21 protein-coding genes are annotated in these 23,099 nt (G+C 41.1%); 20 read left to right on the top strand and 1 reads right to left on the bottom strand.

Annotated features, from left to right (window positions below; genetic code table 11):
• The first annotated feature begins 1 nt into the window (after position 1).
• The 14 genes from RTW14_RS13885 (at position 2) to RTW14_RS13820 (ending at position 14,494) form a co-directional block, all read left to right on the top strand.
• Complete coding sequence (locus RTW14_RS13885) at positions 2-1,867, top strand: hypothetical protein (RefSeq protein WP_312652432.1); 1,866 nt, start codon at positions 2-4, stop codon at positions 1,865-1,867.
• A 493-nt stretch (positions 1,868-2,360) separates the two neighbouring features.
• Positions 2,361-2,591, top strand: a complete 231-nt coding sequence (locus RTW14_RS13880) for a hypothetical protein (protein WP_312652429.1) — start codon at positions 2,361-2,363, stop codon at positions 2,589-2,591.
• Positions 2,592-2,615: 24 nt separating this feature from the next.
• The gene (locus tag RTW14_RS13875; RefSeq protein WP_312652428.1) at positions 2,616-3,473 is read left to right on the top strand and encodes an AraC family transcriptional regulator; all 858 of its coding nucleotides are present in this window, start codon (positions 2,616-2,618) and stop codon (positions 3,471-3,473) included.
• Positions 3,474-3,630: 157 nt separating this feature from the next.
• Positions 3,631-3,771 (top strand): hypothetical protein, encoded by a 141-nt coding sequence (locus RTW14_RS13870; protein ID WP_331654462.1) that lies wholly within the window; start codon positions 3,631-3,633, stop codon positions 3,769-3,771.
• Positions 3,772-3,910: 139 nt separating this feature from the next.
• The gene (locus tag RTW14_RS13865) at positions 3,911-4,111 is read left to right on the top strand and encodes a helix-turn-helix domain-containing protein (RefSeq protein ID WP_312652426.1); all 201 of its coding nucleotides are present in this window, start codon (positions 3,911-3,913) and stop codon (positions 4,109-4,111) included.
• On the top strand, positions 4,095-4,889 hold the full coding sequence (locus tag RTW14_RS13860) for a helix-turn-helix domain-containing protein (RefSeq protein ID WP_312652424.1): 795 nt from the start codon (positions 4,095-4,097) through the stop codon (positions 4,887-4,889). The genes RTW14_RS13865 and RTW14_RS13860 overlap by 17 nt, the downstream gene beginning before the upstream one ends.
• A 168-nt stretch (positions 4,890-5,057) precedes the next feature.
• The gene (locus RTW14_RS13855) at positions 5,058-5,546 is read left to right on the top strand and encodes a hypothetical protein (protein WP_312652422.1); all 489 of its coding nucleotides are present in this window, start codon (positions 5,058-5,060) and stop codon (positions 5,544-5,546) included.
• A 17-nt stretch (positions 5,547-5,563) separates the two neighbouring features.
• Positions 5,564-5,728, top strand: coding sequence for a hypothetical protein (locus RTW14_RS13850; RefSeq protein ID WP_312652420.1), 165 nt, complete (start codon positions 5,564-5,566; stop codon positions 5,726-5,728).
• A gap of 44 nt (positions 5,729-5,772) precedes the next feature.
• The gene (locus tag RTW14_RS13845; RefSeq protein ID WP_312652418.1) at positions 5,773-6,276 is read left to right on the top strand and encodes a DUF6591 domain-containing protein; all 504 of its coding nucleotides are present in this window, start codon (positions 5,773-5,775) and stop codon (positions 6,274-6,276) included.
• A 23-nt stretch (positions 6,277-6,299) separates the two neighbouring features.
• Positions 6,300-11,033 carry an S-layer homology domain-containing protein gene (locus RTW14_RS13840; protein ID WP_312652417.1) on the top strand — a complete coding sequence of 1,578 codons (4,734 nt, stop codon included), beginning with the start codon at positions 6,300-6,302 and terminating at the stop codon, positions 11,031-11,033.
• 117 nt (positions 11,034-11,150) lie between these two features.
• Complete coding sequence (locus tag RTW14_RS13835; RefSeq protein ID WP_312652415.1) at positions 11,151-11,831, top strand: GIY-YIG nuclease family protein; 681 nt, start codon at positions 11,151-11,153, stop codon at positions 11,829-11,831.
• A gap of 17 nt (positions 11,832-11,848) precedes the next feature.
• Complete coding sequence (locus RTW14_RS13830) at positions 11,849-12,139, top strand: DUF6508 domain-containing protein (RefSeq protein ID WP_312652413.1); 291 nt, start codon at positions 11,849-11,851, stop codon at positions 12,137-12,139.
• Positions 12,140-12,276: 137 nt separating this feature from the next.
• A complete protein-coding gene (locus RTW14_RS13825; protein ID WP_312652411.1) occupies positions 12,277-12,600 on the top strand; it encodes a multidrug transporter in 324 nt (107 codons plus the stop codon).
• Between the two features lie 118 nt (positions 12,601-12,718).
• Positions 12,719-14,494, top strand: a complete 1,776-nt coding sequence (locus RTW14_RS13820) for a hypothetical protein (RefSeq protein ID WP_312652409.1) — start codon at positions 12,719-12,721, stop codon at positions 14,492-14,494.
• 152 nt (positions 14,495-14,646) lie between these two features.
• Here RTW14_RS13820 and RTW14_RS13815 read toward each other — a convergent pair whose 3' ends face one another.
• On the bottom strand, positions 14,647-15,840 hold the full coding sequence (locus tag RTW14_RS13815; RefSeq protein ID WP_312652407.1) for an ATP-binding protein: 1,194 nt from the start codon (positions 15,838-15,840) through the stop codon (positions 14,647-14,649).
• Positions 15,841-16,069: 229 nt separating this feature from the next.
• On the opposite strand from RTW14_RS13815, the gene RTW14_RS13810 reads away from it, so the two are divergent.
• From RTW14_RS13810 to RTW14_RS13785, 6 genes are read left to right on the top strand one after another with little or no spacing between them, the layout of a single operon-like run.
• Positions 16,070-17,557, top strand: a complete 1,488-nt coding sequence (locus RTW14_RS13810; RefSeq protein WP_312652405.1) for an aspartate aminotransferase family protein — start codon at positions 16,070-16,072, stop codon at positions 17,555-17,557.
• A gap of 11 nt (positions 17,558-17,568) precedes the next feature.
• Entirely contained in the window at positions 17,569-18,732 is a 1,164-nt protein-coding gene (locus tag RTW14_RS13805; RefSeq protein WP_312652403.1) for a class II aldolase/adducin family protein, read from the top strand.
• A 2-nt stretch (positions 18,733-18,734) separates the two neighbouring features.
• The gene (locus RTW14_RS13800) at positions 18,735-19,391 is read left to right on the top strand and encodes a TetR/AcrR family transcriptional regulator (RefSeq protein ID WP_312652401.1); all 657 of its coding nucleotides are present in this window, start codon (positions 18,735-18,737) and stop codon (positions 19,389-19,391) included.
• Positions 19,392-19,416: 25 nt separating this feature from the next.
• Positions 19,417-21,048, top strand: a complete 1,632-nt coding sequence (locus tag RTW14_RS13795; RefSeq protein ID WP_312652399.1) for a xylulokinase — start codon at positions 19,417-19,419, stop codon at positions 21,046-21,048.
• Positions 21,026-22,390, top strand: a complete 1,365-nt coding sequence (locus RTW14_RS13790; protein ID WP_312652397.1) for an aldehyde dehydrogenase — start codon at positions 21,026-21,028, stop codon at positions 22,388-22,390. The genes RTW14_RS13795 and RTW14_RS13790 overlap by 23 nt, the downstream gene beginning before the upstream one ends.
• A gap of 40 nt (positions 22,391-22,430) precedes the next feature.
• A complete protein-coding gene (locus tag RTW14_RS13785; protein ID WP_312652395.1) occupies positions 22,431-22,916 on the top strand; it encodes a GtrA family protein in 486 nt (161 codons plus the stop codon).
• Positions 22,917-23,099: the final 183 nt, after the last annotated feature.

Genomic DNA, 23,099 nt, shown 5'->3' with positions numbered 1-23,099 from the left:
AATGAATAGCTTTGGATTTGAGTTAAAGAAGTTGGTATTGCAAGGCGTAGCAAAACAAGATGCTATATTGAGTTTTGCAACTGGTTTGAATGTTGTAGCAGGAGCCTCAGATACTGGTAAATCATTTGCATATGAATGTATAAACTATATTTTGGGATCAACGGATATTCCAGAAAAACCAAATGAAGCGATAGGATATGACTGTGTTTTATTAGAGATTTTAGAGAAGATATCACAACAAACAATTACTATAAAAAGAAGTTTTAATGAAAGTGAAAAAACAAATATATATTATATTTATTCAGATATAGAGCATATACCCGAAGCAGATTATAATGTTCTTTCAAGCGACTCTAAATCAAAAAAAAGTTTGTCATCTAAATTAATGGGAGTATGCAATTGTTCTTATAAGAATATTTTAAAGAAACCCTCAAATGGAGAAACAGAAGCTTTCACATTTAGGAAATTTGCTTATCTGTCGATGATGAATGAATCACGTATTGTACAGAAGAATTCTCCTATTTTCATGGGCGATACTAGACGTGATAAAAATTCATCAAAAGAAGTAGCATCGTTTTTTACGGTTTTATCAGGTTTAGATTATCAGAAATATGTTAAAACTGAAAGTGCAGAAGTTAAGAAAGCTCAACTTAAAGGCGCGATAGATGAATTATCACTTATTTGTAACGATTTAAGACTTGAAACGACTAAAATGGAAAACTTTATTCAAGGTTATAATTTTGATGAAATAAATAAAAGAATTATGAGTTTAGAGTCATTGATTAATAAACAGAAAATAGAGATTGAAAAGCAAGAAGATAAGCGGAATCAATCAGTAGAGAAGCTTAATGTCATTATAAATGAAAAAGAGAGAATCAAGAATAATTTATTAAAATTTAAATTACTTAAAAAAAACTATCAATCTGATATAGAAAGACTGGAATTTATTGAGCAATCACATGATCTTACGGGACAGTTAGCAGATATAAAATGTCCAATATGTAATACTCCGATGAGAAGCGAAGAACCTAAGATTAATAAGGAAATATATTTTATAGCAATTGATAAGGAAAAGTTAAAGCTTAAAACTCATTTGATTGATTTACAGGAAACAATAGAGGACTTTGAAGAGGATTTATCTAAATATGAGAAAGCTATAGAAAATGAACAGAAGAATATTGAATATGTCAATAGGCTGTTAGAAGAACAAGCCGCTAGTATTTCAAAAACATTATTAGACTATGAAAACTATTTAAAAATAAGAGATAAAGTAGTTGAAATTCAGAGAAATCAAAAAAAGTTATTTGACACTACTGCTCGTATTAATGAGCTTACTGAGCGAATCGAAAATACTAAAGTTGAAACCAACAAGGTTGAAATCAAGAAATTAACAGATGAATTACTGTTAGAATTTTGTGATTTAATAAAAGATTTCCTTGAAAATTGGAGATTTATACAAAAAGATAATATATCAAAAGTTACTTTTGATACAAAATCAAATGATGTTGTGGTTTGTAATAAAGCCAAGGCTTCATATGGTAAAGGTGCTCGAGCAATTATAAATTCAGCATTTATTATATCTATTATGAAATACTGTATAGAGCGAGGACTTTCGCATCCTGGATTTGTTGTTTTAGATTCTCCATTAACTACGTATAAAGAAAAAGATAGAAATAAGAATGAAAAGAATGAAGAAGTAAGTAAGAGTGTAAAAGACTCATTTTTTCATAATTTGGCGGAAGAATCCAATGGCTGTCAAATTATTGTTTTTGATAATGAAGTGCCTCCAAAAGACTTGATTGGCATTACATATCATCACTTTACAGGAAATCCTGAAATAGATCGTACCGGATTTATTCCTAATTAAGGAGTACTATAATGGATTTTCTTTCGATTTAAAATATATGCGGTAGTACAAAATTGTTTTTCTAAATTGCTACTCACTGCATGACCTATTAAATAAAATATATTATCTGATACTTCTTAAAGTTGAAGATAATATACAAATGTATATAGTTTTTTTGTAGTTACAGATCCTGCAGAAGTGAATTATTCATATAAATAAGTAACTGAACGTTAAGTTGGATTATAATTGTGCCGAATAAAGCTTTCAAGTAAGGCACGATTATTTGAAAGTTTTATTGAGTACAATTTAACACTAAGCTGTATACTACACGAAGCAAATAAGCGTGTTTGAGAATGTAAAAATCCTGTATTTTGTTAAATGGGGGGATTTTTCAGAAAGACAACTTACCGCCAAGGAACTACTAGATAACTACGACATCATTATTGTCTACTCAAGGCATGTTGAGACCGTAATTTTGATGTATAAGGTAAAGCTATAAGGCGAGAGAAAGTCTTTGGTTAGTCATATATGGAATAGCAAAGTAAAACAGATGCCTAAATACTCTGTCTTAGAAGTTTGTACAGAAGATGTTATCAATTTTGACAAGAAAGATGAAATGACAGCAAGAATACTTGATAAAGCAGTTGAATTATATATTAAAACAGAAGAGTATCCAAGAGAAAAAGAACAGACAAATTTTTGCACAAAAAGTCGGGAAGGCAAACTCCTAATATTCTATAATTGAATACACGGGCAGGAGGTGATTGATATGAGATGGACAGAATGCATCAGTGATGCCATAAGCTTTATTGAAGAAAATATTACTGAAGAAATCACAATAGAAGATATAGCAAGAAAAGTGCATATTTCACCTTTTTATTTTCAAAAGGGTTTTGCTATGCTATGTGATTTTACGGTGGGTGATTATATGAGATATCGCAGGTTGGCTCTTGCGGGCAGTGAAATTGCTGCAAACGATGATAAAATCATAGATATTGCACTAAAATACGGTTATGATTCTCCTGATAGTTTCACAAAAGCATTTGTTCGTTTTCATGGATGCACACCGTCCGCTGTGCGAAAAGACGGAGCGAGTATTAAATCCTTTGCTCCTCTTTCGATCAAATTTACTTTAAAAGGAGGCTATTCTATGGATTACAAGATTGCAGAAAAAGACGGGTTCACCGTAGTTGGATTAAAAAGAACGTTCAAATACGAGAACGCAATGCAGGACGTACCAAAACTTTGGGGTGAGTTTCATCAGATGTCAGCGGGCAAGGCAATATGCCCAATGTACGGCATTAATGCTGATGAATCTATGCAGGGTAATGAGTTTGAGTATCTTATAGCGGATAAATATAATCCCGCTATGGATATTCCGGATGGATTTGTAACCAAGGTTATTCCAAAATTTACATGGGCAGTATTTTCCTGCAAAGGTGCAATGCCACAAGTAATGCAGGACGTGAACAAAAAGATTTACTCAGAGTGGTTACCAAATTGCAAGGATTACGAAATTGCAGCGGGATACTGTATCGAGATGTATGAAGATCCTGCTAAGTACGAATGTGGAGTGCAGGACGAGAACTATTACAGTGAACTGTGGATTCCTGTAAAGAAAAAGTAAGCGCTTTGGGAGAGTGTACAACACTATGATAGACACCCTGTAAAAATGCAGGGTGTCTATTTTTCTCTCAAACGCATTAAAAAATTCAAAAATAGAGGTATAATAGATCATCTGATATGGATTAGAATTAGTCAACTATCAAACAGGAGATTTGAGTATGTTGAAAAATAATATAGAAGTTGATGCTAAGGTAAAATGTATAGAGAATAAAGTCACACAGGCACAGCTTGCAGAAAAGATTGGAGCAATGGGACAATATGTGAACCGCATCATCAAAACTAATGAAAATTTAAAGTAGTTCCGTGCAACCCCTTACAAAACCGGATTAGAGTCAGGGTGTTTATTTTTTTGCTACATTGACAGATAAATTTATATTGAATCCATTCGTAATAGCGTATATAATTAGAACAAACCTTCATGATACGAGGAGCGTTTCAATGGATTTCATTACTGTGCGGGAAACGGCTGTTAAGTGGAATATCTCTCAAAGGCGAGTGCAAAAACTTTGCGAAGAAGGTCGCATCCAAGGCGTGTTTCGTTTCGGAAAATCATGGATGATTCAAAGTGATGCAAAAAAGCCTGCCGACCCGCGAAAAATTCGTAAAAAGGAGTTCATAGCATATGATGACGAACTATGAAGATAATCAAAATGGCTTGGGGTACTCCTTCCAATCCTTTTTTAACTCTGATAAGGAAGCGTTACTTGCCAAGGCAATTGAGTTGTTTCCCTATATGATTCACGTTTTTGCCTCTGACGGAACCACTGTGTTTGTCAATGAGGCCGTGCGCAGGCAATACGGAATCACGAGGGAAGTGCTTGAAGAAACCATCATTGGAAAGTATAATGTCTTAAAAGACCCTGCCGTTACCTCCAATATTCCGCTTAGCGTGCTGCAGCGGGCATTTCGGGGGGAGACCATTTATTGCCCAGATATTAAGATTCCTCTGAGTGTTCTGGCCGAGCGTTTTGGCGTGCAGGACTACGATATGGAAGCCATGTATCAAGACATCACAAACTTCCCTATCCTTGATGATGCGGGACAGGTCGCCTATGTTGTTGGCATTCAGACTGTCAGAAGGGTCTACCGTGGCAAGGAGGAAATCGAGAAAGCGAAGGAGTACATAGAAACCCACTGGCTGGGCACCTTTGATATCAACGAAGCGGCGAAAGCGGCGTGTCTGAGCCGAACCCACTTCTCAAGGCTCTTTAAGAAACATACAGGGATGACGCCTCACGATTACTACATCAACTTTAAGGTCAGCCGGCTCAAAGATAAATTATTGGATTCAAACTTGTCCATATCCCAGGTATTCGCTGCCTGTGGCTTGGATTACAATGGTCATTTTGCAAAAGTATTTAAGGAAAAAACGGGACTTTCTCCGTCTCAATATCGAAAAAATGCACAACAGAGCTGAATGCTCCGGCAGTGATAGAAACCAGGCCTTCGGAATTTCCGAAGGTCTGGTTTTCATTTTGTACCGAATGGTCCTTTTCTTACTAAACTGGGTCGGATAGCGTCTATCTAATTCGAAAATTTTCCATTAACATGAACATAAATAAAGGTGGAAAGGAGGATATGCTCCATGGGTGAGAAAACGAAAGAACAACTGCTGTCGGAACTGCTGGAGATTCAAAAGGAGCTGGAGGAGAAGGTACAATATCACGATCAGATGATCCGGCGGTTCCAGATGCTTACTGCAAACGAAGGTCTGTTTTCACAAATCATTGATTTCTGTCCATACCCCATTGCGGTATTTATGCCGCAGGGAATTCTGGAGACGGTCAACAATGCCTTTGCCGCAGAAACCGGGGCAAACCCGGAAGACCTTGGGGCTGGCAGGCTCAACATTTATCACTGCATCTCCGATAATATTGCGCTGACGAGCGCCATCCGGCAAGCCTTCGCCGGGGAAACCTGTTTTCTGGATGACCTGAAGAATCCGCTTCTTAGATTTCCGGAACAAAAGAGAAAAAAGGATTCAACACCAAAAAACTATCGTAAAGCAATTGTATTTCCGATTTCAGCCGAGGACGGCTTGGTGATACACAGCGTAGCTGTTTTTACCATTTGAATAGGGAGGGAACTAAGATGAAAGAGCAAAACAACAAATTAGAACATGAAAATAAGGAGGCAGCCAAAGAAACGCCTCAAGGAAAGGACAATAGCTATATGCCAGAAGACATTGAAAAGGGAAAAACTATGGCCGGTCTTTCCTATCTGCTCTTCTTCCTGCCGCTCATTGTCTGCCCCTAATCGGAACATTCAATATCTTAAAATAATTGGGAGGAGAGAGGAAGATGAAGAAACTTTTAATCGGGCTGTTGGCTCTTTTGCTGACCCTATCGCTTGCCGGATGCGGGGCAAAAGAAAAAGCAGAGGAAAAGGCAGGAGAAGCGCTTGCGGAAAAAATTCTTGAGGACGCCGGTGTGGATGCAGACATTGATGGCGACAAGGTGGTCGTCAAGGGTGAGGACGGTCAGGAGTTGACTATTGGAGCTGGCGAATGGCCCACATCGGGTCTGGTAGGCCATATTCCCGTATTCGAGGGCGGTAAGATTGTCTCGGTGATGGAAGCTGAAGATTCGCTGTTTATTATGATAGAGGATACCTCAGACGAAGATTTTTCGGCTTATCTGGAAGAAATCAAGGCAGCCTTTACCGGAGAAAATTATGAGATGAGCACCGGCACCGGCATGATTTATACAGCGGTAAATGACAGCGATATCAGCGTGATGATCACCTACGAAAAAGACGCAGGGTTCAGTATCACGCTCTCAAAAGCGGAGCCGGAAGAAGACTAAAATCGTATATAGGAGAGATTATTATGCTTAAATATCAAAGAAAAGGGCTTTACAAAGCTCTTTCCATGCTATTGGCAGCAGTCATGTTTATGGCGGCACCAATAGGTACTACGCAGGCTTATGCGCTGGAGGGCGAACAGCCCACGGTGACAAACGTTCAAAATGAACAGCCGCTTGGCGTGAGCGAAGGGACGGCGACAGATGAGATGTTGGACAGCGGCATGCCGCTTGAGGAGCCATCCCCTCCGGCAGACAGCGATGCACCGGAAGCCACGCCCTCAGATGAAGAGGAAACCGGGCTGGAGCACAATCCTGCTACGCCTTCCGATGCAAATGAGATTCAGAACAGAGGTATGCTATATGGCTTGTCTGCAGAAATCGGAGTCGGGACAGCGGTAGAGTTGGAGGATGCGATAAATAAACTGGTAGACGGCGACACCATCAAGCTGACGGCAAATATCGATTATAATAAGGGGATTGTCATTGATGGTATCACCATGACATTTGATGTGGGGCAATACAAATTAAATATAACAAATTCAGATACTTCAGGTACCGGATGTGGACTTGAGGCGAAAAACGGCGGTACGGCTACGCTGCTTTACACCACGGGCGAACTCAATGCTTCCGGGCATTATTATGGGGTGAGAGCAAACGGCTCATCCACAGCTATGCTTACCAATGCCACCGCCACCGGTGAAAACGGATACGGCGCATTTGCTGTAGACAACTCTGAGATTACTGTTTTAGGTGATGTCGAGGCTGTTAAAAATGGCAGCGATGGCGTTGTGGCATGGCAGAGTAGCAACATAACGGTAAGGGGAGATGCTACAGGTAACTCGCTTGCGGCTAAAACTGAATCTTACAGTACCATTCATATTGAGGGGGATGCCACCACGAACGGCACCGAAACCGGCGATGTCGGCGTATTTGCGAGCAGCAATGGCAAAATTACCGTTGACGGTGTAATCAGCGTAGTAAAACCAGAAAACTACGTTAGAGTGAATGGGGCAAATTTTAAGATTGACCAAAAAATACTGCCCACCACACAGTCAGGTTACCACACATATATGCACCCGTCTTACACCGCCCCCGAAGACAGCGTTGTTTGGGTCAAGCAGGCGGACACACCGTCTACCGTCATTGAGGTCAGCACTCCTGATGAGCTGAAGGATGCGTTGGATGCCTTATCAGACGGTGATACCATTAAGCTAATGGCAAATATCGACTATAACGATAGTATTACCATTTCCAAGGAAGTCACATTCAATGTGGGGCAATATACACTGAATATAATAGCAACCGAATATAATTATCTGACCGGTCTTGAAGTAACCGGAAGTGTCAGTTTAATTTCTACTACAGGTGAGCTTAATGTCACCGGTAGTCGTATTGGAGTGATGGTGGGGAATGGCGAAGCCGTTTCCGCCACCGTGACCAATGCCACAGCAACCCAGCCGCATGGCATCGGAATTCACGCCACAAGTGTCCAACCAAAAACATCGAGCGTTGTTGTGCAAGGGAATGTGAATGCACCACATACAGGGATTTATGCTTTTGGAAGCGGAAGCACCGTTACGGTTCGCGGCAACGTTAATGCGACAGACGTTGGGGCGGAAGCTGAAAGTGACGCAAATATTGTGGTATATGGCGATATTAAAGCTGAATCATGCGGTGCAAAAATTGTAACCGAAGGTAGGATTGTCGTCCAAAAAGACATCACCACAACCGGAGCAGATAGTACCGGCGCATGGATCAAGGAAGCCGGAAGTGTGAGAATTGATGGTGATATAACGGCAGTAAATTATATCAAGCTCGGCAGTACGATTAAACTCAAGAGTGATGGTGTTGCGGACCCCGACCTTTCCGGTTACACCAAATATACCGACGATAACGACCGTGTAGTCCGGGTCAAGGGAGTGGTCGTACCATCCGGCAAGGTCTGCGAAATAGGTGAAAAACAATATGCCACACTGGATGCTGCGCTGACGGCGGTGAAAACCGCCGAGACCATAAAGCTGCTGCAAAGCATCACGCATCATGAACCCGTGGTGATTAACGGCAAGAGCATCACCTTTGCACTGGGCGGCTTTGATTTGACCATAGACACCAGTGGAATATCCAATTCTACCGGGCTGTGGGTGCTTGACGACGGAAAGGTGAGCTGCACCGGCAGCGGCAAGCTCAATGTAGTGGGTTCCGACTACGGAGTAAGGGCATCGGGAGGCAGCGAGCTTCATATCAGCGGCAATGTTACAGCAAGGCAATATGCGGTAATGGCTGGCAGCGCCTCGGGCATCGGCACTCCCAAGGTAACCGTAGAGGGTGATGTCACTGTAACGGGTCAGGACGTGAACGCTTGGAGCGAAGTGGAGGCAGTCAGCGTAGGCGGCTATGCCAATGTCACAATAGGCGGCAATGTGACGGCAAATCGGACAGATGCAATGCAAATGGTTACAGCCGTTTATAGCAATGCAAGCAATATTACTATAGGAAAGAATGTGACTACCCAAGGCAGCGGTGTTAATGCCCAAAACGGCGGCAATGTCACCATCGGGGGGGCTTTGCATTACAATCCGACAGGCTCTGGTGACCAAGCGTATATCAAGGTTGGATATCCTGTAGTTCCCAAAACCGCAGATGACTTTGAACCCACCAGCATCAAGCCCGAATACAAGGAGTACAGAAATGGCGATAATATTGTTTGGATCAAAGAAGCATCTGCTATCTGCACGATTGGTGCTCAGAAGTTTACCTCTTTGGATGCTGCGATTGCCTCTGTGCCTGCTGGCGGTCGTGCCACAATCACAATGCTGCAAAGCATCACCCATACCAAGCACATCAGGGTGGAAAAAAAGACAATCAACCTCGACTTGAGGGATCATAACCTTCTGCTTGACACAAGCGCCGATGGCTCGTACACTCCCGCGCTCATGGTGATCGATGGCGGCAAGCTAAATCTGATCGGCTCAGGAACAGGCGAATTTAACATAAAGAGCCATATGACAGCCATATCCGCCGTTGGCATGAACACCAAAGCCACTGTCCACAATGTGGTGGCTGGTGACAGCACCGGTGTGAATATGGTTGGCAGCGGCGATTATTTGGACAGCAGCAGCACTGTCACCGTACTCGGCAGCATCACCGTGGGCAATGGCAACGGCGTTGAAGTTAATGCAAAGAACGGCAAGGTCATTGTCGGCGGTAACATAACGGCGGGCAGAATCGGTGTGGACGTTTGGTCAAACCCCGGCACCCAGGTTACCGTAAACGGTGATATCACTGTCGACGGCGATAGCTCTATTGCTGGACTCCGGGCGTATGGTGCAACAACCGTTGCTGTTACCGGCAATATAACCGTTCGGGGAACCAACTGTCTTGGCATTCATGCGTCCGGCAGCACGATTAAAGTAGACGGCAACGTGGTGTCATCCGGCAAGGGGGCGCAGAGTGATACAAATGGCAAGGTGGAAATTACCGGCAGTCTTACAGCGGGAACTCCATTCATTGTTGTAGGAAGCACCGATATGACTGCCGACCAAGGAACCGAAACAAGCGGAGGCTCACTCCTCTACACCGATGGCCCAAACACCGTCCAAATCGGGAGCGTAGGTGTTTCTGCACCTGCTTATACCATCACCGTGCAGAATGACGGTCACGGCACAGGAAGTGCAAGTCCATCCTCAGCTGAAGCAGGCACCGAAATCACCCTGACCGCCACCCCAGACAGCGGATATGACTTTGATAAATGGATTGTTAAGTCAGGCACTGTAAACCTTGCAAACAGCAGGAGCAGAACCACCACCTTCACCATGCTGGCAGAAGCAGTTACTGTTGAAGCTACCTATATAAAGGAAAGCTCCGGCAGCAGCAGCGGAGGCAGCAGTGTGAAAACCGATGGGTCTATCACACCGAAGGCAGCGGAATTTGATAAAAATACAGAGGGTGCTGAAAATGAGGATATTAAGGTAACCCTGAGCTCAGGCAGCTATACCCTTTCAGACATAAAGCTGAAGAGCAGGGCTCTTGTGAAGGGTATCGACTATACCATCAGCAGAAGCACTGTTACCATTAAAAAAGAATTTTTAGTTGAATTGGATAAGGGAGAGCATACCTTCACCTTTGATATGAACGGAGGAAAGGATCCGGTACTTAAGCTTACTGTTTCTAAATCAGATACCAAAGAACAAGAAACAAAAGCAGATATTCCATTTGCAGATGTTAAAGAAAACGACTGGTTTGCAGACAGTGTTACGTGGACTTATGAAAAGGGTCTGATGTCAGGTACAAGTACAGAGACAATGCAGTTTTCGCCTTGTGGAGATACCACAAGAGGAATGATAGTTACAATACTATACCGTCTTGAGGGAGAGCCTGCAGCATTTGGAAATCCATTTGACGATGTGTTTGCCGATGCCTATTATGCAGATGCTGTACGCTGGACATATGCCGAAAAGATCGTAAATGGCTACGGAGGAGGAAAGTTCGGTCCCAATGATGCAATCACCCGTGAGCAGTTAGCGGTAATTCTGATGAATTACGCTAAGCTAAAGGGCTATGATGTGTCAGCAGTAACCTCTCTTGCAAAATACAGCGATGCTGATACGGTTTCAGACTGGGCTCTTGAGGCTATAACCTGGGCAAATGCAGAAAGATTGATTAACGGGGACAGCATCAAACTCATGCCAAGAGACAATGCGCAGCGTGCTCAAACAGCAGCAATTCTTCAGCGCTTTATAGAAATGTATATGAAATAAGCCGGATAAAAAATTGACCGCAGAAGTAGAAGAAGGATATAGAAAACAAAAGATCGGAGTGCAGGACGAGAACTATTACAGTGAACTGTGGATTCCTGTAAAGAAAAAGTAAGCGATTTGGAAGAGTGTACAGGGGGCTTGTCCGCCCCCTATATTTTATTATGCCTTTTTCAACTATCTGCGGATAATTGGCTGCTTTCAACAATAAAGAAGGTTACTTGTGAATTTGGTGTAATTAATGCCGTTAATTATAATGGAGAGATGTTAGAAGAATATAGTCCGTATTTTGGCCGTGTAATAATAAAATATAAGAAAACTCATCAAACACAAGTTGTCCACTTAAAAAATGTTATTGATGAGTTAGAGATAGCACAGATTCTGCCAAATGTATTTGATGGAATAGATTTTCCGGGATATGATAAAGTTAGGTTATCTTATGGACAGTTATCAACTATAGTGCAAAGACAAAAGCAAGATTGGGTTGCTGCATTAAAAAATCAAAAGGCAGTGTATCTGATAGTTGACAAAGAAAGCGGCAGTCAATATGTAGGATCAGCATACGGTGAAAATGGCATGTTGCTGCAGCGCTGGACAAGCTATATAAATGATGGTCATGGAGGGAATAAACTGCTTAGATTAATTGTCGATAAGCTTGGGATTGACTATGTTAAGAAGAATTTTCAATATTCAATTTTGGAAAACTACAATGCAAGGACAGACAAGAATATTATATTGGCACGTGAATCTTGGTGGAAAGAAACTTTAGGGAGCAGGGCATTTGGATTAAATGCAAATTAAGGTAAAAAAAGCCCTTTGTGTCATATTCCGAAGTAGTACATAACTTTATCGATGATGTGTATGCTTTCGAAGAAAACAACAAAGAAATTGGTCTTAACTGTTATGGAGATATTCTCAGAGACAATAATATTGAATGGGGTACTGAATCTATGAAAAATGCCAATGTTTCAGACTTGAATGCACAGTGTGTACTGGCACTTATTATGGGTGCTGTCAGGGCTGAACGTTTTAGTGATGGAGTATTACTGGATTTCTTTCAAAGTGGTTGCATATTAAAGTGGCTTGAAAGATTAAACAGTATTGAATAAAGGAGGACAGGATTTGGATATCAATAAAATGAAGGCGCTATCATATGATGAACTGCGCACTCTATAAAATTGTTTTTGACTCCAAGAAAATTATAAATCGATATGAAATATACATAAATAGAGGGAGGCTTGAGGTTATGCAAGAGCAGAGATTTACAAAAAGGGACTGGACGCTTTTTAAAAATAAAATTGCTGATTGGCAGGAATCATATATGGACAGGCTCAATAAGGAGTATATAGAATTACTAAGTGAAGACACTAATCCATCAGAAAAGTTTTGGAGGCTGGACAAGAGAATAAAGGAAGATAGGAAGAAGACTGGCGTTCAACTGGAAATGAGTCGATCGAATCTTATTAATAACATTATTTCCCTTATAAATGATGGTGCAATCAGTTTTGAAAATCTCGAAGAATTCAGTGATGAGTTGAAGGAAACGGTAAATGTCTTTATTGATAGATAGTTTAGAGTATATTAAGTTTTGAATGACTTAGAAGCAGAATGTGCGCATAATATATAGAAGTTGGAAAAGCTATAAATCGCGATAATATCAATAAACAGTCATAAAAACAGGAGGAGTTATGAATCATAAATTATTTATTGAAAAATCAGATGAAATGCTTAACGGTATGACTATAGATGAATTAAAAAGTTGCTTACATAATATTGCAAGGAAGACACCTAAAAACAAGAGAGAAGCTTTTATTCAGCTTCTTAATGACTGCTGCTGTAAAAATGAAAAAAGTAGCAGTCATGTTAAGAGTGGTTATAAAAAACTTATATCTGATGAAAAAGTGAAAAACAAGATGACGGAAATAATTAATACTTTTGAAAAAATAGAAAATGGCGAACTGTGTTTTTCGGCTCGGGGATATGAAGATTATACTTACGGATATTGGGAAAGTGACTGGATATGGGAATACGAGGATGAAGAAGGAATTGGAAGTATAATTGAGGATGCTGCGTTATTTGCACATGATTGTGTGAATGATTGCAGATACGAGGAGGCTGTATTGGTTTATAAATTAATTATGGATACGACTTACCTTGCTGAAGACGAGGATGGCGGTGATTGCATAGAGCTTGACCTTGAAGAAATAATCGGGGAAAGATTAACCGGTATTAATTTAAAAACAGTTGCCTTAGAGGTGTTATATTCAGAGTATCAGATTAAACCTGCAGAAGAACGGGCAAGAAGTTTGTATGTGTATTTTAGCTATCCGTATTTTGATGAAATTCGTATTGAAGATATTTTCAGCAAGGGCAGAGAAGAACTGAAGGACACTGACATGTTCTTGCAATCCTGGATAGATTTTCTTTTGCAGCAGAAAGGAGACACTGCTTCACGCCTTTTAAAAGAGGGCATGCTCTATTACAAGGGTGCTGATGGATTGGTTGAAATTGCAAGAAAAGGTTATAAGGAGCACCCTTCTGTATATCTGGCAGCACTTGTAGAATGTGAGAAAACTCATAATTATGAGCGAATGAAAGAAATTGGAAAGGAAGCTCTTGATAGATTAGACAATGATTTGAAAATACGTGGAGAAATTGCAATTAAAACCTCACAGGCTTCCTGGGGTGTCAGCGATTTTGAATATATGAGAGAATGCTGGTATGAAGCATTTTGCTCGGACTCAACAATTGCTAACTATTTGAGGATTTTTGCAGATAAAGAAGCCACAATCAAATATAAAAAGTCTATCGAAAAAACAATAGAAGAATTGACTATGACTGACCGGTACTATTACGAAAAAAGTTCTGAAACAGATATAAATAATATATATGAAATTGACTACAAGCTTTTAAATTTTTTCTCAGGTCATTTTAGTGAGGTTAAGAACTGGTGCATGAAGCAGAAAAACCCACTGGGATGGAGCGGTAAATTTATAGTCTATGGTGTTGATGCTATGCTTTTGTACTTATATGCAGATACGGATTTGAGAAAAGCGTGTAAAAATATTGCTGAATATTTTTCTGCCCATGCGTGTTCGTTTACCGGTAAAAATCTTATATTTATGACGGAAAACTCTGCATTTGAAACTGAGACGAGTACACAAAAAAGCGGAGAGGTTTTTTGGCATGTATTTAATATGTGGAAATCTAATTATAATATGCCTGAAGATGAAGCAAGTTCCTATATTAAGTGGCTTGAATCCTTAATAAATAAAAGAGTAGATGCAATAGTAAGCGGACAACACAGAAAAAGTTATGGCAAAGCCGCTTTACTGGTGGCTGCTTTGGGTGAAGTTAAGGAATCCATGGGGATTCAATCGGCAAAGAGAATTATTATTGATAATTATTTGAAAAAATACCCGCGCCACACCGCATTTAGGGGAGAATTAAAAGAATACATGTAAAAACATGGACATTTTAGGGACGACATTTTAGGGACGGACCTTAAAATGATTTAAGAAAGTATAATTGTAATCACAATCAGATAAATGTTAAAGGTCAATCCCCGCAAGCCATTTGTGAACCATCAGCAGTTAAATGTATTAATGCCTGCAATTTATTTCTGCATCAGCCAAGCGGCAATATCAATAATCTTTATACCCTCGTACTGATATTCTTCATGTCGTGTTCTTGCTATCAGCATCTTAGGGTAAGCATCTTTTATTTTTAACAAAGGACTTACTTCTCGTTCAAAAGTCTTTTCATCACTAATATTATCTGAAACCTGAATATATATTTTCTCGTTTCTTTTTACTGCTACAAAGTCAATCTCTTTCTTATAAAGAACACCAATATAGACTTCATACCCTTTGCGCAGAAGTTCAATAGCGACAATGTTTTCAAGTACACGACCATAATCCAAGTTCTTTGTACCAAGTTTCGCATAACGGAAAGTGTGATCGCTCAAATAAAATTTATCGTTAGAGGAAAGATATCTTTTACCTCTGATGTCATATCGTCTGAACTTGTAAAAAGCAAAAGCATTACACAAGTATTCCAGATAGCTTCCCACAGTCTTATGATTGATTTTCTCTTTATTTTTAGTGAGAGAATCTGCAATATTTCTTGCTGACGTCAGATTGGAAACATTATCCATCAAGAATTCTGATATTCTATCCATCAGGACAGTGTTCCTGATTTTATATTTCTGACGAATATCTCGCACGATGAGAGTATCAAAAACATCTGCAATATAATCGAATTTAGCTTCAGGCTCTTTATACAAGTAAGAACCTGCCATACCACCCTCTTTGATATATCGGTCAAAAGCAGAATCTAAATCTGTTAATGAATAATATTGCACAAATTCTTTAAATGAAAACGGATATACCTTTATATCAAAGGTCCTTCCTGTAAAGAGTGTTGCCAGATCAGAACTCAATAAAAAGGCATTTGAACCGGTGATGTATATATCATATTTCTCCATAGCATGCAGGCTGTTGATTGTCAATTCAAACTGAGGACACATCTGTACTTCATCAATAAATATGAAATTTTCCTTTTCTTTTTCGTAAGCATATTCAATGTAATTTTCCAATGCGTGATACTCTTTCAATTCTTCAAACCTTGTAAGGTTAAAGTTTATTTGAATAATATTGGCATCGGATATATTATCCAAGATATATTCTTTAAAAGCCTCTAATAGTTTTGACTTTCCACTACGCCGAACACCGGTAATAACTTTAATATCAGGTGTACCAATTACATTTATAAGTTTATTAAGATAATCTTGCCTATCAATTAACTTCATATTTATCACCTCAATTATATTATATACTTTCTATTTCCCAAAATCAATATTTTATTCAAAATGGGAATTATCTTTTTCGTTAAGGCAAAACAAAGACTCTTTTTTAAAACAGGTGAGGATTTTCAGATTATGCCAATGGTAAGGGTTTTATTCCTTGACAAGAAATATATGTCAGCATATAATGTACGTAAGACGTGAATTATAATTCACGAGGATGGAGGTGTAAAAATTGGCTTACAATGGATTTGCAATTAATAATTACCTTGATGCGGAAAAGGTTACCAAGCAGCTTGATGAGTTGATTCAAAAGCCCGTGTATTCGATTCGGAAAACATTTTTGCATGATTACGTCGAAAACTATTTCAATAAAAAATGCACTGAATCTAAGGCAATGATTGATGAAGCCAGGCAGATAATACCCGGAGGTGTGCAGCACAATCTTGCATTTAATTATCCCTTTCCCATCGTTATAACCAAGGCGGAGGGAGCTAGACTGTACGATGCCGACGGAAACTGGTATTATGATCTGCTGCAGGCAGGAGGACCTACAATTTTAGGGAGTAATCCGGATGCTGTCAGAGAACAGGTAATCGAACTTTTAAATACATGCGGACCCTCGACCGGTCTTTTTCATGAATATGAATACAAGCTTGCCAAAAAAATATCTGAGATGGTGCCTTCTGTGGATATGTTCCGTATGCTGGGCTCGGGAACGGAAGCATGTATGTGTGCGGCGCGTATTGCCCGGTTGAAAACGGGAAAGAAGAATATTTTGAAAATGGGAGGAGCTTATCACGGATGGTCTGATCAGCTTGCCTATGGTATGCGTGTACCCGGCACCAAGGGTATGATGTCAAAGGGTGTGCCGAACTTCGTATTCAAGCACACGGACGAATTTTTCCCAAATGATCTGGATGACCTTGAAAGAAAGCTGAGAAAAAATAAGCTGTACGGCGGAACCGCAGCGGTATATATTGAGCCCATGGGACCGGAGAGCGGTACTCGTCCTGTTTCCAGGGAGTTTATACAGGGAGCGGAAAGATTGGCGCATCAGTATGGGGCACTTTTGATTTTTGACGAGGTTGTGACAGGCTTTCGTATCGGACCGAGCGGCGCTCAGGGATATTTTGGCGTAGACCCGGATCTGACGGTTTTCGGAAAGATAATTGCGGGAGGCTATCCCGGTGCAGGAGGTGTGGGCGGACACAAGGACTGTATGGCTCATTTAGGCGCAGGTCTTGATTCGTCCGGCAAGAAAATCCCCAAGGCTATGTGCGGAGGTACAATGGCGGCAACACCCATATCCTGCGTAGCAGGCTATTACACTCTGTGCGAAATTGAAAGAACAAATGCCTGTGAGGCTGCGGGACGCATGGGAGACCGCCTGACTGAGGGCTTGCAGGAAATAATCAGGAAATATGAGCTGCCCTTTGTGGCATTTAATCAGGGCTCGATTTGTCACCTGGATAATGCGGGAACCATGCATTTTTCCGTGGATTGGAAAAGACCGTGGAAGATACCTGATATTTTAAAGGAAACAAGTATACGTCAGAAGGAAATGGAGCACATGGGAGCCGCATATATGGCAGAAGGAATTGTAACATTAGCCGGTTCAAGATTGTATACAAGTGCCGCATACACGGAGGAAATGATAGACGATGTGTTGTCAAGGTTTGACCGTGTTTTATCCAAATGCGGACCTTTGGATTTATCCTGACAGTGTAAGGAATGGAGTCAATTATGAAGTATTCAATTGAAGAAGCAAAAGAGCTTGTGATACGCGGAGGAAAAATATTGGCGGAAAGCGGTCTTATTGCAAGGACATGGGGCAATATCAGCGCCCGTATTTCCGACGACAAATTTGTCATAACCCCCAGCGGTCTTGCGTATGAAACACTTACAACTGAGCAGATAGTGGAGGTCAATATTGCCGATTGTTCCTATGAGGGAGATATAAAGCCCTCCAGCGAAAAGGGAATACATGCGGACACCTACAGTCTGCGCCCGGATATAAATTATATAATTCATACACATCAGCAGATGGCCTCTGTCCTCAGTATTGAGGGGAAAGACATTGTGCCGGTCAATGATGAGTATAAACAGATATTAGGAGATATTGTCCCATGTGCGGCTTATGGGATGTCATCCACGGGGAAGCTGCGGAGAAATGTTGTCAATTCACTTCGCGTCAATCCCGGGTGTAAGGCTGTCTTGATGAAGTATCACGGAACAATCTGCATGGGCGAGGATCTTGATAATTCTTTTGAAATTGCACAGACTCTCGAAAAAATGTCAAAGGATATATATGAGCAGTCATGCGGCAAAAATAAAAGCGGTAAAAATATAAAAAATGCGGAGCGAATCCGCGATTACGGAAGCAGCTGCCGTGAAGGAAACAAGTTTATTCTTCAATGCAACGGCAAATCTTCAGAATATCTGATAGAAAAACTGCCGGAAGCGGCACCTGAGGCAGCAGTCCTTCATGCCGAAATTTATAAATCCTGCAATGCTCTTTATATTATACATTCAACTGACGATGAGATAGTGGAAGTCAGCAGCAGCGGACGGGAGTTAAGACCCTTTATGGATGACCTTGTGCAGATCGTGGGTGTGAATATAAGGACAGTAAAAAACGTCCTGCTGAATCCAAGGGCTATAGCAAAGGAATTAAGGAACAAAAATGCTGTTTTGTTAGAGAATGAAGGTGCTCTTTGCACAGGAAAAACCGAAAGCGACGCAAAAGCGGTCGCCATGATTCTGAGGAAGGGATGTGCTGCCGATTTGTATGCTGCGGCGATAAACAAAACAGATTATTTAAGTACTATGGATGCCCATATACAACGATTTGTCTATAAAAATAAATATTCTAAGATGAAAGAACAACGAGGTTAAATATGTTAAAAAAACTGACAGAGGAAAAACTTTCAGAACTGCTTGAAACCGGAATAGCGGAATTTGCCGAAAAGGGACCGGAGGGCGCAAATGTCAACACAATTGCAAAAAAGGCAGGGATAAGCGTCGGAGTTCTTTATAAATATTATGAAAATAAGGAAGAATTTTTCCATGCCTGCCTGAGAAAAAGCCTCGATATACTGAAATCCGTATTGAATGAGGTAACACAAAGCAACGATAAGCTTTTAGTGCGGGCTGAAAGAATGATACGTGCGGTGCAGGACTACTCAAGGGAATACGGTGTTTATATCAAAATGTACAATAGGATTGCTTCGGAAAACGGCAGGAAATATGTGTCCATGTATGCTGCCGAGATAGAAAGCATGACCGCAAGGGTGTATACGGAATTTATCGAAAGAGCCATAAAGGATGGAGACATAAGGAAGGATATTAACCCGAGACTCTTTGCATTTTTCTTTGATAATCTGCTGACCATGCTGCAGTTTTCCTACTGCTGTGATTATTATACCGAAAGAGCAAGGGTATATTGCAAGGAAGATTTTGATAATGATGAAATGATGGTTTCAGAGCTGTTGAAATTTATCGAATCTGCATTTACCTTCAGCCGGTCTGAGATTGTTCATAGAGATCAGATGTGATGAGCACAAAGAAAAGGATATGGATATGATATATGTAATTGCTTATGATATAGGAACTACCGGTGTTAAAACCTGCCTTTTCGGCATAGGTGAAAAAATAGAGCTCATAGCAGGCGTGCATGAGGGATACGGCCTTTACATGGTTGAAAATGGCGGGGCGGAGCAGGATGAAAATGAATGGTGGAATGCCATGTGCTCCACCACAAGGAAGCTGTTTGACTCTGCAGATGTAAAACCATCCGATATAAAGGGTATATCTTTTTGTTCGCAAATGCAGGGACTTGTATTGGTTGACGAAAGCGGCTCCGCTGTCAGAAGCCCCATGAGCTACATGGATCAGCGTGCCGTCAGGGAAATGAAGGAAGGTATCTCACATGGGATTCAGGTCGCGGGAGCCAATGTATTCAAGCTTGTAAAAAGTCTGATTATAACGGGGGCTGCCTCCATTAGCGTAAAGGATCCGGTCTGGAAATATAAATGGGTGGAGCGCAATGAGCCGCAAAACTTCAAAAGAATTCATAAATGGCTGGATGTAAAGGAATATCTCATTTGCAGATGTACCGGGAAATTTGTAATGACGGAGGATTCTGCATTTGCAACGCTATTGTATGATACCAGAGAGGTCAAAAGAGGCTGGAGCAAAACACTCTGCCAAATGTACGGAGTCAGGCCGGAGCATCTTCCCGATGTGATTAAATCAACAGACGTAGCAGGATATCTTACCCGGGGAGCATCCGAAGCATTGGGTCTTGCACACGATATACCTGTGTTCGGAGGCGGAGGCGATGCCTCTCTCATAGGAATAGGAGCAGGCTGTGTTGAGACGGGAGATACTCACATATACTTAGGAACATCCGGATGGGTGTCGACAATTGTGGACAGACAAAAAGTTGATGTATCAAAAATGATTGCTGCGATTGTCGGAGCGCAAAGTGAGCATTACAACTATTTTGCGGAAATGGAAACCGCAGGGAAGTGTCTCGAATGGGTGAAGGATCACCTTGCCCTGGACGAAATAGACATATATTTGGAAAAAAGACACGTGGCTGAAAGCAAGGAAACTCTGTATACAAGCCTGTACGACTATCTGATGGAAACCATAAGTAAAATAGAACCGGGAGCAGGGGGAGTGGTTTTTACCCCGTGGCTTCACGGAAACAGATGTCCCTTTGAGGACCCTGATGCTTCAGGGATATTTTTCAACATTACCCTCGATACGGGCAAGACTGAGCTTATACGTGCTGTGGTGGAGGGTGTATGCTACCATCTGAAATGGATGCTTGAGTGCCAGAAGGGAAAAATAGATGTTTCTGATACTATACGGTTTGTAGGCGGTGGAGCTCTTTCTCCCGTTACGGCACAAATGCTGGCTGATATAACGGGACACAGGGTTGATGTGACCGCAAATCCACAGAATGTGGGTTCAGTAGGTGCGGCGGCGGTTATGGGTACAGGTCTTGGAATTATCCAAAAGCTTGAGACGGTAAAGGAATATGTTTCCGTTGAGCAGTCCTTTATACCGGATGAAAAAACAAGAGCAGTATATGAAAGAAACTACCAGGTGTTCAAAAGACTCTACAAGTGCAATAAGAAAAACTTTAAATATTTACATACGAAGGTTGAGGTGTCAGGAAATGAATTTTCACAGCTTAGTTGAAAGGCAAAGAGAATATTTTCGGGAGGGCGGTACAAGAAGTTTTGAATTCAGGATATCAATGCTCCGTAAATTACAAGATGCCATAAAAGATAATGAAAATATATTTAACGAAGCAATGAAAAAGGATATGAACAAATGCCCTTCGGAAGTGTATATGACAGAGGTTGGAATAGTCTTAGAGGAGCTGCGCTTCCATATTAAGCATTTGTCCGGATGGATGAGGGATAAAAAGGTTCCCACACCTCTGTCTCATTTTCCTGCCAGATCGTTTATATCACCTCAGCCCTATGGGGTTGTTTTGATTATGGCTCCATGGAACTACCCGATACAATTGTGTCTTGAGCCGCTTATCGGAGCCATTTCCGCAGGATGCACGGCTGTTGTAAAGCCGTCGGCATATGCTCCTGCTGCCAGCCATGCCATTGCACAAATGCTCGGGTCGGTTTATCCCGAAGAATATATAGCCGTTGTAGAAGGAGGCAGACAGGAAAACACCATGCTGCTGGAGGAAAAATTTGATTATATATTTTTTACGGGAAGCCCGGCGGCAGGTCGTCAGGTAATGGAAAATGCCGCAAGGAATCTTACGCCTGTGACCCTGGAGCTTGGAGGAAAAAGCCCGGTTATTGTAGACAAAACGGCAGATTTGAAGCTTGCCGCAAAGCGTATTGCCTTCGGCAAGGTACTGAATGCGGGTCAGACCTGTGTGGCTCCGGATTATCTTTTCATTCACAGAGAAATAAAAGATGAATTTATAATTCTTTATAAGCATGCTTTGGAGACATTTTTTCCCGGACATGAAATGGACGATATGAACACAATTATAAACGAAAAGCATTTCGAACGCATAACAAGACTGCTTGACAGCGGTAAAATTGTTGAGGGCGGAAATACAGACACAGCACGCAGATTTATACAGCCAACGCTGCTGGATGATGTAAAGCCGGACTCTCCGATTATGCAGGAGGAAATATTCGCTCCGATTCTGCCCGTTATCACCTATGAGGATATCAACGAATGTATTGACTATATCGTAAAACAACCGAAGCCGTTGGCTTTGTACCTGTTTACTAAGGATTCCCGCATTGAAAAACAGGTGCTCGACAAGTGTTCCTTCGGAGGAGGATGTATCAATGACACCATTGTTCACATTGCAACTCCCCATATGGGCTTCGGAGGTGTGGGAAGCTCCGGCATGGGGAGCTATCACGGGAAAAAGAGCTTTGACACATTTACTCATTACAGGAGTATTTTAAAAAAAGCAAACTGGTTTGACATCCCCATCCGTTACAGACCATACTCCCATAAGAGAGATAAGCTTATGAGATTTTTCTTAAAATAATATATTGCCGGATATGAAATAACAGTCAATGGAGGATATTATGAACGCAGTACCTGAAAAAGAAGATGAATACAATGACGAATATAATGAAATTGCAAAAAATCAAACTGTAAAAAAAGAAGTAGTTCGCGGTATTAAATTTGCACTTTTCTCTGCTTCCGCAGGAGTAATAGAGATAACTGCTTTTTCCCTGCTCAATGAGCTGACAAATTTGCGTTACTGGTTGTGCTATTTAATAGCACTGGTCATGTCCGTATTGTGGAATTTCACCTTAAACCGCAGATACACATTTCGCTCTGCAGACAATGTATCCTCTGCCATGCTGAAAACCTTCGGCTTCTACTGCGTGTTCACCCCGGCATCAACTCTCCTGGGAAACCACCTGGCCGACACCTTGCTCTGGAACGAGTACCTGGTCACAATAATTATCATGCTGTCAAATTTTGTCCTCGAATTCCTGTACGACCGCTTTTACGTATTCCGAAATACAATTGATACAAATAATTTGGCAAGGAAGAAAAAATAAATCATTGCACCGACTATCTCACTTTGACAGGTCGCCGGGCAGAATGTTTTCCGTTTTTTGTTTTATCACCTGCTATTTTCGCAGATCTTTAGGTAAAATTCCGAATATTTTTGAAGGATTCTGAAAAATTGCCGACATTTGTGTCTCACGGCTGGTACTGTCCGGCTCACGTTGTAATCCTCA

Source organism: Aminipila sp. (assembly GCF_032051575.1).
GTDB lineage: Bacteria > Bacillota > Clostridia > Peptostreptococcales > Anaerovoracaceae > Aminipila.
The sequence above is the reverse complement of the archived record's forward strand: the minus strand, read 5'-3'. Positions and strand labels throughout refer to the sequence as shown.